Origin of the sequence: Flavihumibacter cheonanensis (genome assembly GCF_022352215.1) — a bacterium.
Lineage (GTDB): Bacteria > Bacteroidota > Bacteroidia > Chitinophagales > Chitinophagaceae > Flavihumibacter > Flavihumibacter cheonanensis.
This window is the reverse complement of record NZ_JAKRWF010000002.1, coordinates 393,878-411,805: the sequence shown is the minus strand read 5'-3', so window position 1 is coordinate 411,805 and position 17,928 is coordinate 393,878. Positions and strand designations below refer to the sequence as shown.

12 protein-coding genes are annotated in these 17,928 nt (G+C 45.4%); 4 read left to right on the top strand and 8 right to left on the bottom strand.

The window, feature by feature from the left end; all coding sequences use genetic code 11:
- Positions 1-54: 54 nt before the first annotated feature.
- Together MD536_RS11135 and MD536_RS11130 are read right to left on the bottom strand one after the other, a co-directional pair.
- The gene (locus MD536_RS11135) at positions 55-1,137 is read right to left on the bottom strand and encodes a mannose-1-phosphate guanylyltransferase (RefSeq protein ID WP_239599057.1); all 1,083 of its coding nucleotides are present in this window, start codon (positions 1,135-1,137) and stop codon (positions 55-57) included.
- Positions 1,137-2,105, bottom strand: coding sequence for a KpsF/GutQ family sugar-phosphate isomerase (locus MD536_RS11130; protein WP_239599055.1), 969 nt, complete (start codon positions 2,103-2,105; stop codon positions 1,137-1,139). Before MD536_RS11130 ends, MD536_RS11135 begins: the two co-directional genes overlap by 1 nt.
- 180 nt (positions 2,106-2,285) lie before the next feature.
- On the opposite strand from MD536_RS11130, the gene recQ reads away from it, so the two are divergent.
- The 3 genes from recQ to MD536_RS11115 all read left to right on the top strand — a co-directional run bounded on the left by recQ (position 2,286) and on the right by MD536_RS11115 (position 9,533).
- The gene (recQ, locus tag MD536_RS11125; protein ID WP_239599053.1) at positions 2,286-4,586 is read left to right on the top strand and encodes a DNA helicase RecQ; all 2,301 of its coding nucleotides are present in this window, start codon (positions 2,286-2,288) and stop codon (positions 4,584-4,586) included.
- A 73-nt stretch (positions 4,587-4,659) separates the two neighbouring features.
- Complete coding sequence (locus tag MD536_RS11120) at positions 4,660-7,329, top strand: FG-GAP-like repeat-containing protein (protein WP_239599051.1); 2,670 nt, start codon at positions 4,660-4,662, stop codon at positions 7,327-7,329.
- Between the two features lie 50 nt (positions 7,330-7,379).
- Entirely contained in the window at positions 7,380-9,533 is a 2,154-nt protein-coding gene (locus MD536_RS11115; RefSeq protein WP_239599050.1) for an outer membrane protein assembly factor BamB family protein, read from the top strand.
- A 19-nt stretch (positions 9,534-9,552) separates the two neighbouring features.
- Here the strand turns inward: MD536_RS11115 and MD536_RS11110 are convergent, their stop codons facing one another.
- From MD536_RS11110 to MD536_RS11095, 4 genes are all read right to left on the bottom strand, one after another.
- The gene (locus MD536_RS11110) at positions 9,553-10,182 is read right to left on the bottom strand and encodes a Crp/Fnr family transcriptional regulator (RefSeq protein ID WP_239599048.1); all 630 of its coding nucleotides are present in this window, start codon (positions 10,180-10,182) and stop codon (positions 9,553-9,555) included.
- 23 nt (positions 10,183-10,205) lie between these two features.
- Entirely contained in the window at positions 10,206-11,168 is a 963-nt protein-coding gene (locus tag MD536_RS11105) for an NAD(P)-dependent alcohol dehydrogenase (RefSeq protein ID WP_239599041.1), read from the bottom strand.
- A gap of 18 nt (positions 11,169-11,186) precedes the next feature.
- The gene (locus MD536_RS11100) at positions 11,187-13,625 is read right to left on the bottom strand and encodes a TonB-dependent receptor (protein ID WP_239599039.1); all 2,439 of its coding nucleotides are present in this window, start codon (positions 13,623-13,625) and stop codon (positions 11,187-11,189) included.
- Between the two features lie 94 nt (positions 13,626-13,719).
- Positions 13,720-14,265 (bottom strand): NADPH-dependent FMN reductase, encoded by a 546-nt coding sequence (locus MD536_RS11095; RefSeq protein WP_239599037.1) that lies wholly within the window; start codon positions 14,263-14,265, stop codon positions 13,720-13,722.
- A gap of 118 nt (positions 14,266-14,383) precedes the next feature.
- Here MD536_RS11095 and MD536_RS11090 point away from each other — a divergent pair, with 118 nt between their 5' ends.
- Positions 14,384-15,922, top strand: a complete 1,539-nt coding sequence (locus MD536_RS11090) for an MFS transporter (RefSeq protein WP_239599036.1) — start codon at positions 14,384-14,386, stop codon at positions 15,920-15,922.
- Here the strand turns inward: MD536_RS11090 and MD536_RS11085 are convergent.
- Positions 15,837-16,868 (bottom strand): ABC transporter transmembrane domain-containing protein, encoded by a 1,032-nt coding sequence (locus MD536_RS11085; RefSeq protein WP_239599034.1) that lies wholly within the window; start codon positions 16,866-16,868, stop codon positions 15,837-15,839. The two genes, MD536_RS11090 and MD536_RS11085, sit on opposite strands and share 86 nt — an antisense overlap.
- 12 nt (positions 16,869-16,880) lie before the next feature.
- Entirely contained in the window at positions 16,881-17,924 is a 1,044-nt protein-coding gene (locus MD536_RS11080; RefSeq protein WP_239599032.1) for an N-acetyltransferase DgcN family protein, read from the bottom strand.
- Positions 17,925-17,928: the final 4 nt, after the last annotated feature.

Below are 17,928 nucleotides of genomic sequence, written 5' to 3'. Positions count from 1 at the left end.
CAGGACTTTAACTGTCATGGCATTTTGTTAATTTTTATGAGTGGTCGAAATCGATTACAGGAATTTTTCCCCCTTCTTTCTTTTTACCTCATTCACATATTCCTTGATTTCCTGCTCTTTATTTTTCTTACAAATCAGTAATACGTCCTTTGTGTCAACAATGATATGATCATCCAGTCCCTGCAATAGCACCAGTTTATCATCCGGTACATGCACCATACATTTGGTGGCATCAATTACCACCACGTTGTTTCCGGCTACTGCATTTTCCAGGTAGTCTTTCTCAAAATTCTCGTAGGCACTGTTCCAGGTACCAAGGTCGCTCCAGCCGAAAGATGATGGTATAACATACACATTATCAGCCTTTTCCATAATTCCAAAATCAATTGATATATTGGTACACTGGGGATAAATGGCTTCCAGCGCTTCGGCTTCTTCCGGGGTGTTGAATTTTTCCTTTTCAGCCGCAAATACCTCATACATTTCCGGAAGGTATTTTTCAAAGGCGGGCAGAATATTTTTTACCTGCCAGATAAAGATGCCGGCATTCCAGAGAAACTCCCCACTGGCTACAAAGGTTTTCGCTAGCTCCAGGTTGGGTTTTTCTGTGAAGGTTTTCACCTTATATACATTGTCCGTAATAGCATGTTGCTCAAACTGGATGTAACCATACCCGGTATTGGGATGCGTTGGTTTGATACCCAGCGTAATGAATGCATTGTGTTTATTCACAAAACTCAGCGCTTCCAGGCAAACTTTGCGAAAGGCGATGGTATCCAGGATCAGGTGATCGGAAGGCGCCACAATCAGGCTGGCCTGAGGATCCATCTGCTGGAGTTTGAAGGAAATATAGGCAATACAGGGCGCTGTATTCTTTCGGGAAGGTTCACCCAGGATATTGGCGACCGGCAAATCAGGCAATTGGGTGGCCACGATCTCCGCATATTCATCTGAAGTAACAACGAAAATATTCTCTTTGGGAATAAATTCTGCAAAGCGCTCATAGGTCCATTGGATCAGGGTTTTACCCGTATTCAGGATATCCAGGAACTGTTTCGGGTAATTGGTACGGCTCATGGGCCAGAATCGACTTCCGATTCCTCCGGCCATTATGGCTACGTAGTGATGTTTGTTCATTATAAAAGGCCTTCTTTTATTAGGTCGTGTAAATGTAAAACGCCAAGATACTCCTGATTGGTGTCAACAACAACCAATTGCGTGATATCGTGTTTGCGAAGCAGGTCCAGGGCTTCAATGGCCATGGCATCCGGACCGATCTGTTTGGGGTTGCGGGTCATGATTTTTTCTGCACGCACACTGGTTAATTCAGATTCCCTTTCCAGCATCCGGCGAAGGTCACCATCGGTGATAACTCCCAATACTTTTTGAGTTGAATCCGTTACCACTGTTACTCCCAGCCTACTGCCCGAGATGGATATGATAATTTCTTTCAATACGGCATCCGGTGCAATTGCCGGCCGCTGGTTCTGCACATATAAATCCTTGACTCTGAGGTACAAACGCTTTCCCAGATTGCCTCCGGGGTGGAATTTGGCAAAGTCCTGCCCGTTGAATCCTTTCATTTCCATCAGGCAAACGGCCAGCGCATCGCCCATCACCATTTGTGCTGTAGTACTGCTGGTGGGAGCCAGGTTATTGGGACAAGCTTCTTTCGAAACCGTGGTATTGAGCACAAAATCAGCCTGGTGAGCCAGGAAGGACTGTGTTTGTCCGACCATGCCAATCAGTTGATTACCAAAGTTTTTTATCAATGGCACCAGCACTTTGATCTCCGGGCTCTCCCCGCTTTTACTGATGATTAGCACGATATCATCTTCCTGGACCATACCCAGATCGCCATGGATGGCATCTGCTGCATGGAGAAAAAGAGCCGGGGTGCCGGTTGAATTCAGGGTGGCTACAATCTTTTGGGCTACAATCGCGCTTTTGCCAATACCGCTGACTACCAGCCTGCCCTTGCAGTGGAAGATTGCCTGAACCGCCTGAGCAAAATCCTCGTTCAGATAGGCCTGTAACCCTTCCACAGAGCGGGTTTCCAGTTCAACAGTGCGACGGCCAACAGCCAGTATTTGTTCTGTATTCATATCAGGCGGCACAAAAATAGGAGATTTGGCTAAGGAGCGTTCGGTATTAACATTTTCGGGTGCTTTTCCCCCCTTATTTTCAGTAATTTCGCATCCCCCTGAAAAAAAGGGCCAAATCCACTGCTAGTTTTTCGTTAACTTATGAGAGTTCCGCTTCAAGTGAGATTGAAACTTTAAGACATGTCAACAACATCAAAATCCCGGAAAACCACCACTGCCAAGGCAGATGCTGCAAAACCGGCCAAAGCCGCCACCAAAAAAAAGGTTGCCACTACTAATAATGGAGGTCTCTCCCTTTCCGACTCATTACAGGAGTATTTCGGATTCAACGGATTTAAAGGACAACAGGAGGCCATCATTGAAAACCTGATGGCGGGTCGCGATACATTTGTAATCATGCCCACGGGCGGAGGTAAAAGTCTTTGTTACCAGTTGCCCGCTATGCTGATGCCGGGCGTTGCCATTATTGTATCTCCCCTGATTGCCCTGATGAAAAACCAGGTAGACCTGGTGAGAGGCTATAGCAGCAAGGACGATGTAGCGCATTTTCTAAACTCCACCCTCACAAAAAAGGAGATTCGCGAAGTGCATGAGGACCTGCAGCAGGGCCATACCAAGATGTTGTACGTAGCCCCGGAAACCCTGACCAAGGCCGAAAACCTGGAACTGTTCCGCGACCTGGAGATCAGTTTTTTCGCGGTGGATGAGGCACACTGTATTTCGGAGTGGGGCCATGATTTCAGACCCGAATACCGAAGACTGCGGGAAATGATGGACGAGATCAATGATAAGATCCCCGTCATCGCACTAACAGCAACGGCTACCCCAAAAGTGCAGAGTGATATTGTGAAGAACCTCGGACTTCGGGATCCGGAGATTTTCATTTCTTCTTTCAACCGAAGCAATCTTTACTACGAGATCCAGCCCAAAATCAAAAAGGATCAGACCATTCGTAGCATCGTAAAATATATTGTACAGAATAAAGGCAAGAGTGGCATCATTTATACCCTGAACCGCAAGACCACAGAAGAACTGGCGGATGTGCTGGTGGCCAATGGCATCAAGGCAGTTGCCTATCATGCTGGCCTGGATTCCAAACTGCGGGCTGAACGCCAGGATAAATTCCTCAATGAGGATACACAGGTAATTGTAGCAACCATCGCCTTTGGTATGGGTATCGACAAGCCCGATGTGCGTTTTGTGATTCATTATAATATTCCCAAGAGTATTGAAAACTATTACCAGGAAACCGGTCGCGCTGGCCGGGATGGACTGGAAGGGCATTGTATCCTCTATTATTCGCATAAGGATGTAGCCAAGCTGGAGCACCTGATGCGGGATAAGCCTTTGAGTGAACGGGAAGTGGGTGCGCAATTGATCAATGAAACCGTGGCCTATGCAGAGAGTGGTGTTTGTCGACGGAAGATTTTATTGAGTTATTTCGGAGAAGAATGGACGGTTGAAAATTGTGGCGGTTGCGATAACTGTAAACATCCGAAAGAGCAGGTGGAAGCCAAAGACAATGCGGTGAAAGTGCTCAAGCTGGTGAAGAAACTTAATGAAAGTTTTGCTACCGATTATACGGTGAATGTGATGATTGGCCGGATGACCCCCCAGATTCAGATGTACCGTCACAATGGCCTCGATGAATTTGGTGCGGGCAAGGATCAGCCCGATCATTACTGGAGCACGTTAATTCGCCAGCTCTTGCTGGGTGGATACCTCACCAAGGATATTGAAGAATATGGGGTGCTGAAACTCTCCAAAGCGGGAGAAGCATTCATCAAAAAGCCAAAGAGCTTTAAGATCGTGTTGAACAATCTCTATGAGGAAGCGAATGAGGATGATGAAGAAGGTGGAGTAGAAACTGGTGGTGCGGTATCTGCTGTGGATGAGAAGCTGTTTGAAATGCTGAAGGAATTGCGTCAGAAGGAAGCCAAGAAAAAAGGCCTGCCTCCATTTGTGATTTTTCTTGAAACCTCGCTGCAGGATATGGCAACACTTTATCCTACCTCAGTAGCGGAACTGGATAAATGCCAGGGCGTGAGTAAGGGAAAAGCAATCCGTTATGGTAAACCCTTTGTTGAACTGATTGCCAAATATGTAGAGGATAATAATATCGAGAAGCCGGATGAGTTTGTGATGAAGAGTGTGGTGAACAAGAGCGGCCTGAAAGTTTATATCATTCAACAGACAGATAAACGCATTCCGCTGGAGACCATCGCCAAGAACAAAGAGCTGCGGCTCGATGCCTTGCTGGAAGAGATGGAAACTATCGCGGCCAGCGGTACCAAGCTCAATCTGGATTACGCCATTGACGAAATGCTGGATGAATACGAACAGGAAGAGATCCTCGATTATTTTAAGAGCTGCGAAACCTCCTCTCTGCAGGTAGCGCAGGAAGAAATGTCCGACAGCAATTTCTCCTGGGAGCAGCTAAAGATCATGCGCATTAAATTTCTTGCGCAATACGGGATGTAATCTCTCCCCACCCGTCCGGTGCCACCGGACGGGTGGATTTGAAATCCTCGTAAAAAGTTGTTTCTTGTGCGGCATGAGTTTACATGTCCGCACATTTTTATTTTCACTGCTTGTTTTTTGTTTCCACTTGCCTTTGCTGGCGCAGGATTCTCTTAAGCTTTCCGAACGCGTTCCTGTAGTTACCGGCATATCACCAGTAGCCGGACCCATAGGTACGATAGTAACGATTCAGGGTAAAAATTTCTCTCCTGTACCTGCAGAAAATTTTGTTCGCATGGGCGGGATCGTTTGTCCGGTTTTATCTGCAACCAGTACGGAATTAACCATCCGGATTCCTATTGGTATGAATAGCCAGCGATTGGTAGTTATGAGTAAGGACGGACTGATAACAATGACGGATTACATATTCAAAGTAACATTTGAGAGTTTGGGTAAAACATTAGGGAAGAGGTCGGTTCAATTGGCAAGGAGTTATACTGCGGCCGGGAATCCCTATTCAGTAGTTACTGCTGATTTAAACAACGATGGAGTCCTGGATGTTTTTGCGCTACAAGGGGTACAAAATTTCTATGCGGGTTTATTACTAGCGAGAGATAAAAACAATAAAAAGCTTGGCTATGAAATAATAAAAAGGCTCGAAAATAACAAAGGTGGATATAGTACTACCGGAGACCTTGATGGGGATGGTGTAGAGGAAATATTAGTCAATACGGGTCTAATACAAATTCTCCAGAATAAATCCAATCCCGACTCATTTGATTATAATCTCATTGCAAATATAAGTCACAGTGTTTTTAGTTTCTATGATACTGTTCATAGACTGATGGATTTGAACGCTGACGGGAAACCGGATCTTGTATGTAGAATAATCCGGGGATTGATTTTGTTTGAGAATAACAGTACCTATGGCGAACCTTCCTTTAAAAAAGGAATTATCAAAATGATTGGAGACCAGTCAGACAGAAATTATGTTTTATTGAATGGAGACCTGGATGGGGATGGGAAACAGGAGATTATTATGAATGGAGGGGAAAATAATGATTCCATCTATATTGTAAGAAATCTCCATGAACAAGGCCAATTGCTGGATCCGAATAGATTGGAGATTGCTCAACGATTTTCGATTTCGATGCAACCTAATGTGGTAGGAAATATCGAAGATATAGATGGAGACGGAAAGCTGGATTTGTATTTTCTTGGTTCTAAAGATTCTATGTTAACGGTGTTCAGGAACCGTAGCGAAAATGGCAGCTTCCTGTTTGAAAAGCCGGCTCAGCTATCAATAAAGAGTTATAATTATGAATCCATATTTGCGGATATAGATGGAGATGGGCGCCGTGATTTAGTTTTTTCCAGAAATCCCCAGTATGATCCTCCGGCAACTGCTTTCAGCAGTTATTACATGAAAAACACCAGTAATCCGGGAAACATACAATTTGATCCTCCGGTTGGATTAAACTTAAATGGTTCTCTTATTACTGTTTTTGATGGCGACCTGGATGAAAATGGAACTCCGGATCTGATTTTTGGAAATATATCTCCGGGCCAGGTTCAAATTGTAAAAAATACCAGTAATGACGCAGGTGTAAAAGTAGCGCCAGACTCCCCTCCTGCTGGCTATATCGATCAATCTATGTTTCTGGATGATTCCATCCGAACCCATAATAATGCCCCCTTTGTTCGCCGGCATTATGAAATTAACCCCGAGCAAAATGGCTCAACTGTAAAAGCAACCATAACCTTATATTTTACGCAACAGGATTTCACAGAATTTAATGCATACAGACCGGATGATCAGAATTTACCAACAGGTCCGGAGGATACTATTGGTAAAGCAAACCTGCGCGTGTACAAATACGGAGGGCTTTCAATTGGTTCTCATCATCCTTCTGAATATACAGGTGAGGGTATTGAAATCAACCCGGATGATAACAAGATTGTATGGAATGATATAGAAGAGTTATGGGAAGTGAGTTTTGATGTAACCGGATTCAGTGGATTTTTTGTAGCTCCACAGAATGATGCCATGATTGCAAAGCCACAGGCACCTGCTGTACCTGTAATTGTTGCTAAACCCGCTCAGGAAGTTTGTTCCGGTACATCCATTCGGTTGGTTGCATCTTCAGCTGGTTGTACCGATTGTACCTATTCCTGGAATACCAATCCGGTTACGGTTGATTCGGTAGTAACGGTTACCAGTTCTGGTACCTATACCGTTAGTGCAACCAATAAAGTAGGAACGGCTACAGCCTCCTTGCAGGTTCAGGTTTTTCAAACACCCCCCAAACCAGAAATTACAGTGCAGAGTAATTTGCTCACCTCTTCGGCTGTTACAGGCAATCAATGGTATTTTAATGGCCAGGCAATTACAGGAGCAACACAACAAAAGCTGACTGTATTTGAATCGGGCACATATGCTGTGCAGGTGAAGGCTGGTGCCTGTACAAGTGAACTGTCAGAAACGAAGCAGGTGGTTATTACATCTATTGATCAATTGGAATTGCAAGGAGGAATTAGCATACACCCCAATCCGGTTCAATCCAGCTTGTTCATTAAGAACTCTCAACTCTTGCAGTTGTCGATTTCCGTTTTTGATCTTTCCGGAAAAAGAATCACATCTATCCGTACCAACAGAACCAGTAATAGAATTGACCTGCAGCAGCTCCGGTCCGGAATTTACATTCTCCAGCTTTTTGATGAACGAAACGATCGGTTTTTCATTCGCAAGTTTGTCAAAGAATAATCCCCCCCCGTCCGGTGCCACCGGACGGGTGAATGGAGTAAATTAGAAGGATGAAGAAATCCCTGGGAGCTATTTGCCTGGTAGCAATTTTAGCAGGCGCCTGTTCACAGCAGTCCTCCAACCTTGATTGGCCGGTGTATGGCGGCTCAAAGGAAAACACCCGCTATTCGGCGGCAACTCAAATTGATACCTCCAATGTGCACTTACTACAACAGGCCTGGGATTACCGGACGGGTGATGCGGATTCCTCTACCCAAATCCAGGTGAATCCCCTGGTGGTAGATGGCGTGCTCTATGGTATAAGTCCCAAACTGAAACTCTTTGCGCTGGATGCGGCCTCCGGCCAACAACAATGGTTCTATGATCCGGTAACGGATAGCATGGGAGAAGAAGTCAAAGGGGAAGGCTATTTTTCGTTCAACATAGCACGCGGACTGGCCATGTATACCAACGCAGCAGAAAAACTCCTCTTCTATTCCGCCAATTCCAAACTCTATTGTATTGATGCCCTAACGGGAAAGCCTGTCCGCAGTTTTGGTAAGGCTGGAAAAATTGATTTGCGTGAAGGCCTGGACCGCGATGCGGCTGATCTCTATGTAGCAGGAACAAGTCCGGGTATCATATACAAAGACCTGATCATTGTAGGCATGCGGGTGGCTGAGGAATCAAAAGCGGCACCCGGACATATACGCGCTTATGATGTGCACACCGGTAAGCGGCGCTGGATCTTTCATACCATTCCACAACCGGGTGAACCGGGATTTGAAACCTGGGAAGATAGCCTCGCTTATAAATATGTAGGAGGCGCCAATGCCTGGGCCGGCTTCAGCATGGATGAAAAAAGAGGCATCGTCTATGTGCCAACCGGATCTGCAGTGTATGATTTCTATGGAGGAAAACGATTGGGTAATAATCTCTATGCCAATAGTATCATCGCCCTGGATGCAGGAACCGGCAAACGCCTCTGGCATTACCAGACTGTTCACCATGATGTATGGGACCGGGATCTGCCAACTGCTCCGGTGCTATTAACCATTGAAAAAGATGGGAAAAAAATTGGTGCCCTGGCACAAGTCACCAAAACTGGTTATACCTTCCTGTTAGATCGTGTAACCGGGGAACCGATTTACCCTATTGAAGAAGCTGCCGTTCCGGTTGATTCCGATTTAAAAGGAGAAGTCCTCTCTCATACCCAACCGAAACCGGTTTTCCCGGAACCCTTTGTACGGCAAGGAATAACCGAAAACGATTTGAATAGCATAGTACCACCCGCCTCACAAGATAGTATCCGCAAACGATTTCTTTCCACTAGGCATGATCATATGTATGCTCCGCCATCCAAACAGGGAACGATTATTTTCCCCGGCTTTGATGGAGGTGCTGAGTGGGGCGGACCAGCCTATGATCCAACATCCGGATTGCTCTATGTGAATGCGAATGAAATGCCCTGGATCCTGACACTGATAGATAAAAAGGCGGAGTCGGAGAAAAAGGAAACGCTTTGGGAGGCGGGTAACCGAATTTACAATGGCGCCTGTATTGCCTGTCATGGTGCCGAGCGAAAGGGCGCGGGTAATTATCCTTCCTTATTGGGTATTGAAAACCACTACAAGCAATCTGATTTGATAGCACTCCTGCATGCCGGCCGGCGTATGATGCCTTCGTTTGCACATCTCAGTGAGTCGGAGAAAAAAGCAGTAGCGGTTTATGTGCTGGGAGATAAGCAGGCAGGCAGCACTGCATTTGAAAGACCTTCCCAACCAGGCGATCCCTATTTTAATCTCCCCTATGTTGGAACCGGTTATCATAAGTTGCTGACGCCGGAAGGGTATCCCGCCGTATCACCACCCTGGGGCACGTTGAATGCGATTGATCTCAACACCGGCAAAATTGCCTGGAAGAAAACACTGGGCAGCTATCCCGAGCTAAAAGCAAAAGGCATTGAAACAGGTACTGAGAATTATGGTGGTCCGGTTGTAACAGCAGGCGGACTCGTATTCATAGCAGCCAGTAGTGATAGCAAGATCCGCGGATACAATAAAAGAACAGGAGCGATTTTATGGGAAGCTGATTTACCGGCACCTGGCTTTGCCACTCCATCTGTTTACATGGTTGATGGCAAACAATACCTTGTCATCGCCTGCGGTGGTGGCAAACTCGGCAAGAAAGGACATGATGCGTATGTCGCCTTTGCGCTCCCCTAGCCCCACCGGACGGGTGAGGTTAAGACACTTTCATTCTTCTCCGGATACGGCTGAGTGATTCAGGCGTAACACCCAGGTAACTGGCAATATGATACAACGGCACCAGCTGAAACAACTCAGGTTTGGTTTCAATCAGGTTTTCATAGCGTTCTTCCGGACTTGAATCCAGGAACTGATGCAGTGATTTTTTATAACTGGAATATTGCTTTTCGGTTTCCATCCGGCATAAGGATTCCAACCGGGGGAAACGACGATACATTTCCTTTTCCACTTCATGCGTAAATACCGATACAATACATTCGGAAACGGTTTCCCAATTCACGGAACTGGCCTCCTGGTTCAGTTTATCACCACCATCGAACAAACTGTCGCCGGCAGTGTGAAAGCCGATTGTTTTTTCTTCCCCGTCTTTGTTATAATATTCGCGGACGCAGCCTTTGAAAAGATGATAGGAACAAAACAGCCGCTGTCCCTGACGTATCAGGAACTCTCCTTTTGGAACGCGCCGGACTTCAATATTTTCCGCAAAAAAATCTTTCTCTTCCGGCAGGTTATAAGGTGATTGCAGCAGCGATTGCTGAATTGCTAATACCTCTTCATCTACCTGATTGGCGGCGCTTGATCTGGATGAAAAATTTACAGGTTGCATGGTTCATGACTGATACTGTAAAATTAATCAAAGCGAATGATAACATTTCCTTTCTTCTGGCCGCTCATCACATAGTTAAAGGCGGCTGAAATATCTTCCAACAAATAGTTTCGGTCAATCAATGGCGTAAAAGCCCCTTTTTCAATCAGTTCATGGATAAACTGCATGCTTTTGTTAATAGAAAAAGGCAATGGAAACCGTACTTTTTTTCCAGGCATCAGAGGAGCTGCCAGTGCTAAGAAAGGATTCTGCCAATACGGCCCCAATTCTGAGGACACATACACACCAATCGGTTTAAGCAGCCGTTTGCACTTGCCAAAACTGCTTTTCCCAACAGCATCAAAAACTGCATCAAATTGTTCATCGAATTGAGTGAAATCTTCCTGCGTATAATCAATAACATAGTCAGCTCCCTGTTTATAGAGATAATCCACAAAAGCTGTTTCACAAGTAACAACTACACGTAGCTTTTTGTGTTTCAGAAACTGAAGCGCTGCATTCCCAATTGCTCCGGTACCTCCATTCACCAGCACAGCGTCACCTTCTTTGAGCTTGAGTTTATCAAGAAAATAATAAGCATAATGAGCTCCTTCCAAACTGGCTGCCGCCTGTTCAAACGTTATATGCTCCGGTTTTTTTAAGATGGCTTTTGATACCGGCACTGCAACATATTCAGCATGTGTTGCCAGGCCTACGTCAAAAAACCCATATACCATATCCCCAATCTGAAATTGTTCCACCTGCTCACCACAGGCTACTACAATCCCCGAAAAATCAGTACCTGTTATGGGTTTGCGGGGTTTGAATAAACCTGCAAACAGGCGAATCGCATAAGGCTTTCCGGTTAGTACCCCACAATCAGATCGGTTCACGGTGGTGGCTTTGACTTTTACCAACACTTCATCCGAACGTATTGAAGGAATTGGTACTTCACGCAGCGTTAGTTCATTAGGCGAGCAGTAATTGTATCGTACAGCAGCTTTCATTCAAAATATTTCATCAAGTTAAAAATAAATACGGTAGAGCAGATTAGGAAAGGCAGAGGACTGGCGCATATAACCAACTGAACCCGGCTCCGAAGGATCATAAAACTCCGTTAAGCGGGCCCTGTTATTGGTGATATTATCAATGTTGAGAAAGATTTCGTGGGTAGTCCGGCGAATATCAATTTTATAACTGAACGATACAGTCAGGTGGTACAGATCATCCAGCCCATTTTTATACGCCCTGGAATAATCAAAAAATTGATTGTTAGCAGGATCCACTACAAGATTACCAGATGCATCGCGAAGCAGTGGGATATGTTTCTTACCCCCACCAAAGAATAAGCGGCTGTTAATAGCAAAAGTTTTATTCTGCTTTTTTCCCAGTTTCGGAAATTCCTTTCCGAACAAAGCATTCACCAGGTAGTTGCCATTGAAACGCGTATTGCGCTCTATGCCATCCAGCGCTTTATAGGTAGAATTATAAACGGAGGCATTGATCAGGTAATAGTAATTGCGATTGAAAAATCGTTCCAGGGTAAGTTCAATACCGTAGTTGCTTCCTTTTCCTTTGTTAACCAGATCAACGTATTGAAAATCGAGCCCTTCATTGATGGTGCTGAAAATATTGGTATCGGCATTCGCAACCGGCAGGTTATACAACTGCTGATAATAAGCTTCCATTTTGACCAGCAGATTTTTACCGAGTTTTCTTTCATAACCCACAACAAAATGATTGGCTTTCAATAAACCAAGGTCTTTATTGGGTTCAGTAACCTGCCCGATTTGGTTTTCAATCCGCGTGAAATAATGATGAATGCTTTCCAACGCACTATGATTGCCATAACCCAGGCTCCAGGTGGAACTGCGATTGGGTTTATAGTTCATGGCAAAACGTGGCTCAATCGTTGATTTTTTATTCAGCAATACGTTCATGTTGTGAACACCGGCAACCATGCTGAAAGCCTCATTGATTCGAAACTTCCAGTTGATAAAGTTCCGTATCGTGGATAGGTTATCAGTAAAATCAACCAGGGTGGTACGGACGGAACTACTGTCTTTCAACATCGACTGGTTGAAATCATACTGCTGCAATCCGTATTTGGTGCCCAGTTGAATTTTATGACGGGCATTGAATTTGTGGTTATAGGTCATCTCTGCCCGGTAGGTTGATTTTTTTATTCCTCCGTCAAAATTCAGCTGGTTCTTTCGTGTGGAATCTTTGACATAGTTTCCATTATCATCGTAGACCTTAAACAGAAAGCTTTCATAAACGGCATCATCAATTCCTTCGCTTGAATACGTGAGGGCAGTGAACAAATGACTGTTTCGGTTAAGGGTAAGCGTATGGTTGATGCCCAGGTTGAGCAGATGTGATTTCTTTTTAAAATCCTCTCCTGTTTTATTCCGGATAAAACGATTGCCGGGTGTTTGCCAGAGTGCTGGAGTGACATCATTAAACCGAAAATTACTGATACCGCCCAATCCATAAATTGAAAAGGTACCGAGTTTATTGGTGGGCAGCACTACTTTGAAAGCAGCATCCTGAAAATTCAGCACACCATCTATATCATCGAAGAGACCAAGGTTGTCCAGCAACGATACAGTGGAGTAACGATAGTTCACCAGGAAAGAACCTTTGTACCCTTTTTTAAATGGTCCTTCGAAGGTCAGGTCTGTTCCGATTATACCAATACTGGCGATGGATTCAAATTTCTCATTGTTTCCCGCCCGGAGTTTTACATCGTACACACCGGAGAGCGCATCGCCAAATTCAGCAGAGAAAGCACCGGTATAGAAATCGGAATTGGCGAGCAGGTTATTATTGAGGGTACTGATGGAACCACCAACTGAGCTCTGATCCGCAAAATGGTTGGGGTTGGTGATTTGTACACCTTCCAGTCGCCATTGCAGGTATTTGGGAGAATTACCCCGTACAATAATATCATTGCTACCGTCCTGCGTGTTGTTAACACCAGCGAAGTTGGAAAGAATGCGAGAGGGATCATTGAAGCCTCCTGCATATCGGTTGGTTTGTTCGGGTGAAACGGACCGGCTGCTGACCAGCGACATCTCATTGGATGCCTGTCCCTTGTTTTTGTCGATGGTTACAAGTACTTCTTTTAAGCTCGTTGCTGCTTCCTGAAGACTGAGCGACAGCACTAGTTCTTTACCTGCTGTCAATACCAGGTTAGGTAGCACCAGTTTATCGTATCCAATGGAACTGGCGGATAAGGTATAACGGCCAATGGTTAGTGCTTCAAACCGGAAATTACCCTGGGCATCTGTGATGGTACTTAACCTATTGTTGTTTAGTTCAATTTGTATGGTTACTCCCTGCACGGGTAATTTGCTATCCGTATCGACTATGGTACCACGGATTGTTTGTTGGGTTTTTTGTGCAAAACTGTTGCCGGCCAACAGTAAAAGAAAAAGAAACAGCGATGAAAAATATTTCATGAAAAAAAGGTTTAAGAATTTGTAGCACAAAACAAGTTCTTAAACCTTGGCTATTCCTTGACCTTGGGTAAGTTCGAGCCGGAGAGAAAACGATTTATTTGTTCATCCTTTGTGAGAATTCAATAAACTGGTGCAGGAACTTATCAAGCCGTTTGGAATAGGATTCGTCGATCAGAATTCCATCTGCATCAAACAGCGATTGAACTTTTGGCGTAATAAGAAAAGCCGGCATCAGCAGTCCGCCTACTTTAAGGCAAAAATGTTGCAAGGCCATAGCTGCATTGGTACCACCCAGGGCTCCTGCCGAAACTGCGATAATACCCATCGGTTTATTATTATATTCTTCAAAGAAATGATCGAGTGTGTTTTTTAGCGCACCTGAATAGCTGCCGTTGTGTTCGGGAGAAACGATAATAAAAGCATCCGCCTGATCAAATTCTTTTTTCCAATGATGCATGTTTTCAGTGGGATTGGGATGATTGCGATAAATAGATTCGAGCAAGGGCAGGGGCTTTTCACGAACATCCAGCAATGCAGGTTGGATATTTTCTAGAGGCTCCAGTCGCTTCAGAACTTCCAATGCTATTTTATGCGATTGCCGATTAGGGCGGGCACTGCCCGAGATTATAATAATTTTCATACTTGTGTTTTACATATTTCGTACCAACAGAATTGTCGTAAACTACCTTTCAAATGGCAGTTTTACCCCTCTTGAAAGATACAATCAACCTGTAAGTTTGTAATCAAACCTTTTATCCATGATCGAATTACAACCAACTAATGCACCCAAAGCCACCCGCAAAGAATGGCTGGGATTGCTGGTGATTGCCCTTCCATGTATGGTCTACTCGATGGACCTGACAGTGCTGAATTTAGCCATCCCGGAACTGAGTGCGGATCTGCATCCCAGCAGCGAACAACTCCTCTGGATCATGGATATCTATGGTTTCCTGGTAGCCGGTTTCCTTATTACCATGGGAAACCTGGGAGATCGTATCGGCAGAAGAAAACTCCTGCTGATTGGCGCCGCTTTTTTTGGCGCGGCCTCTTTACTGGCTGCCTTTGCCAACAGCGCCGAAACCCTGATTGCCGCCCGCGCTGTTTTAGGTATTGCAGGTGCTACCATTGCGCCTTCTACCCTTTCTTTAATCAGCAATATGTTCCAGGTGCCGGAAGAAAGAACCAAAGCGATTGGACTCTGGGCCTTGGGATATGCTGCCGGTGGTGCGCTCGGTCCGCTTGCCGGAGGGTTGCTCCTGCAATATTTCTGGTGGGGATCTGTTTTTCTCATTGCGATTCCCGTGATGCTTTTGCTCTTGATTACCGGTCCGATTTTGCTTCCTGAATTCAAAGATCCACAGGCGCGTAAACTTGATTTACGCAGCGCCTTTTTATCCTTAGCTGCTGTACTGCTGATCATTTTTGGCCTGAAGGAAATTGCAACCTATGGCATCAGTGGGGTTGCCATCGCATCCATACTGGCGGGTGCAGGTATTGGTCTTCTCTTTATCCAACGACAGGCTAAACTCGCAGATCCATTAATTGATATCGCCCTTTTTCGCATTCCCAGTTTCAGTAGTTCACTCACGTTATATGGCGTGGGTTGCTTTGTGATGTTTGGTTCCTTTTTTTACACCTATCAGTATATGCAACTGGTACTCGGACTCACACCCCTGGTTGCCGGCTTATGGGCACTGCCTTCTTTTGCAGGATTTATGTTGGGCGCCACACAGGGACCAAACCTCTTGAAACGATTATCACACGCACAACTAATGGCGCTTTGTTTGTTGTTGGCTACCATTGGCTTTAGCATCATTGCGCGACTCGATGCACAGAGCTCCGTACTATGGACAGTTGTGGCGATGTTCTTCACTTCCATCGGCTTTGCACCTGTTGTTACCATGGCTACGGATCTCGTTATTGGGTCCGCCCCACCTGAACGCGCAGGTGCTGCAAGCGCCATATCAGAAACCAGTGCCGAGTTCGGAGGCGCCACCGGCATGGCTGTTCTCGGCAGTTTGGGAACCGCGGTCTACCGGCAATACATGTTCAGTAAATCTTTTGAAGGAATACCAGCAACATCTGTGCAACAGGCCAGACAAACACTGGGTGCTGCCGTGAATGAAGCAAACAAGTTAGGAGCAGACGGAGCCAGTTTATTAACCGCCGCACAAAATGCTTTCATCAATGCCATGCATGTAAGCGCCTGGGTTAGTATTGGGATTTTATTTCTCCTGATTTGGCTGGCGCTGAGAACCTTGCCTGGCCGCGTTGCGCAGGTGAATCAAACCGTGTAAATTTTTTTGCTGCCAATTCCCCCTGCAACCAGATCTGTTCAATTTTGAGGATATTCCGCAGGGTCGGAAACAAGTGCATCAGTACAAGCAGGTAGGCTACTACATCCCCTGCTGTCAGGCTGCTTTTTGCCGCATCCCAACGTAGTATCAGCATTACAATTGCCAGCATTACATATAGCAGCAGCGGATTGAGTGCACGTAAAAAGCTTTTATGAAAATGATACGAACGCAGGATGTTCAGCAGTTTCGTTTCTTTCGCGCGATATTTTTTTTGAGACTCCCCGCTTGCTTCGGCTTCCTCCTCCAGCAGCGACCTGCTAACCTGATTGAATAAACTGCCCTGGCGTTTTCGTTTCTCCTCCCACACGTTTTTATAAGAATGATGGTACTGCCGTTGTATTAGATAAAACACGATTACCGATAAGAGGACAGTAATCGTCAGCACTGCATTCAGTGAATACAACACATACAATGCCATCGCGAAAAACAAAAGGTCCTTGGTCAGGCCAATCACCCCTTTCACCAGCCATTGCTGCATGTTCTTAGCTTCATTGCTATAAGCCAATAAAGCAGCTGAATGAGGTTGCTGTCCCGCTTGCTTTTGTGACAGGTGCTGCTCAAAGAGCTGCGACCGGAGTTGACTCACGAATCGTTCACCCAGGAGCGCAGCCTGGTATTGATGCAGCCAGCTAAAAACAAACCGTATCAGCAACAAACAAAAAAAGAAGATAAAAAAGGAAACCAGGTTTTCCGGCAGTCTGATCCCCAGGAGTTGAAGCGCTTTTGTTTTACCCCCTCCCGCTGAAAACACGATTTCCAGGTATTTTCCTATACTGAGCGGAACAATCAGCGCGAAATAGCTGGCAAGTAAACTGCATACCAGCAATGCGATGGTTTCCTTTTTGTGCTGCTTTATAAAAGCCCACCAAACGGGATTGGTTTGCATCTTGTTGTTGGATTAAGCGATGCTGCCAAGAGGTTCTTTAATCAACTGCAACAGTTCTCCTGCAGCCAGCTGGTCGATGGTGAAGATGGGCAGGTTGAGCTTGCTTTTTACTTCTTTGATGAGCAGCGGACTGGCTGTAAAGAGTCCACTCAGGGCGGCCGGATGTATATTCATTTCCTGCAAGGTTTTTACTCCCTGTACCGCAGAGAGGCTATCACCCGCGGAGAATACAACAGCATCTACCCCACTCATAAACCTGGATTGCGTGAGCAGCATTTCTGTTTCCCGCTGAAAGAGTCCGTCTGCAATTTCAATGACCACATAATCCAGCTCCCTGGCATTGATTTTCATGAGCAGGGTTTCATGAAGATCCAGTAATTCATCCAGCTCACATAAATACGTGGAAGGAAAGCCCATAGCGCTGAAATCAGTCACTACATCCGCACCGTTATCATAGTTAAGATCACAATCCTTCGTATATACAGTACCGGTGAGTTTAATAAATCCTGTTTTTAAGCCGTTTTTCTTCAGGCCACGTACCAGGTGTGCGGCGGTGGTTGTTTTACCACTATCCATCGACGAACCAATGGAGAGGATGATATTGGTCAGCGTTTGTGCAACACCGGTATACGGTAGCAGCTCTGGTTTCCTTACTTTTTTAGTATTGAGAATTTCTCCCCGGGCATCTACTGCATACCCGATTAGTTTCAATTGAGTAGGCCCGATGCTGGTGAATTTTTGATGCATGCTGTGAATAATCCCTACGGTTCCACCGGCTCCGAGTACCTGGTACTCCTGAAAATGATTCATTTCTACATACCCTTCAAATTGTCCGGTGGCATACCGGGTTCCAAAAGCGGCCATGATATGATCACCCGGATAAATCGCAGCATTTCGTTTATCTGCTCCCTGGATGGTTTTGTGTTTGCCAATACTGACTACTTCAAATACTGCTATGTCGCCAACAGTGGGATTATGAAAATGAACCAGGTCCTGATCTACGAGGTACTTATTTACATCGCGACAGATATAGGATTTTTTTATTCTCTTTTCCATATAG

Coding starts and splice junctions, on each gene's coding strand:
- MD536_RS11090 (WP_239599036.1), top strand. CDS start 14,384: ATGATCGAATTACAACCAACTAATGCACCCAAAGCCACCCGCAAAGAA.
- MD536_RS11095 (WP_239599037.1), bottom strand. CDS start 14,265: ATGAAAATTATTATAATCTCGGGCAGTGCCCGCCCTAATCGGCAATCG.
- MD536_RS11135 (WP_239599057.1), bottom strand. CDS start 1,137: ATGAACAAACATCACTACGTAGCCATAATGGCCGGAGGAATCGGAAGT.
- MD536_RS11115 (WP_239599050.1), top strand. CDS start 7,380: ATGAAGAAATCCCTGGGAGCTATTTGCCTGGTAGCAATTTTAGCAGGC.
- MD536_RS11105 (WP_239599041.1), bottom strand. CDS start 11,168: ATGAAAGCTGCTGTACGATACAATTACTGCTCGCCTAATGAACTAACG.
- recQ (WP_239599053.1), top strand. CDS start 2,286: ATGTCAACAACATCAAAATCCCGGAAAACCACCACTGCCAAGGCAGAT.
- MD536_RS11130 (WP_239599055.1), bottom strand. CDS start 2,105: ATGAATACAGAACAAATACTGGCTGTTGGCCGTCGCACTGTTGAACTG.
- MD536_RS11100 (WP_239599039.1), bottom strand. CDS start 13,625: ATGAAATATTTTTCATCGCTGTTTCTTTTTCTTTTACTGTTGGCCGGC.
- MD536_RS11110 (WP_239599048.1), bottom strand. CDS start 10,182: ATGCAACCTGTAAATTTTTCATCCAGATCAAGCGCCGCCAATCAGGTA.
- MD536_RS11120 (WP_239599051.1), top strand. CDS start 4,660: ATGAGTTTACATGTCCGCACATTTTTATTTTCACTGCTTGTTTTTTGT.
- MD536_RS11085 (WP_239599034.1), bottom strand. CDS start 16,868: ATGCAAACCAATCCCGTTTGGTGGGCTTTTATAAAGCAGCACAAAAAG.
- MD536_RS11080 (WP_239599032.1), bottom strand. CDS start 17,924: ATGGAAAAGAGAATAAAAAAATCCTATATCTGTCGCGATGTAAATAAG.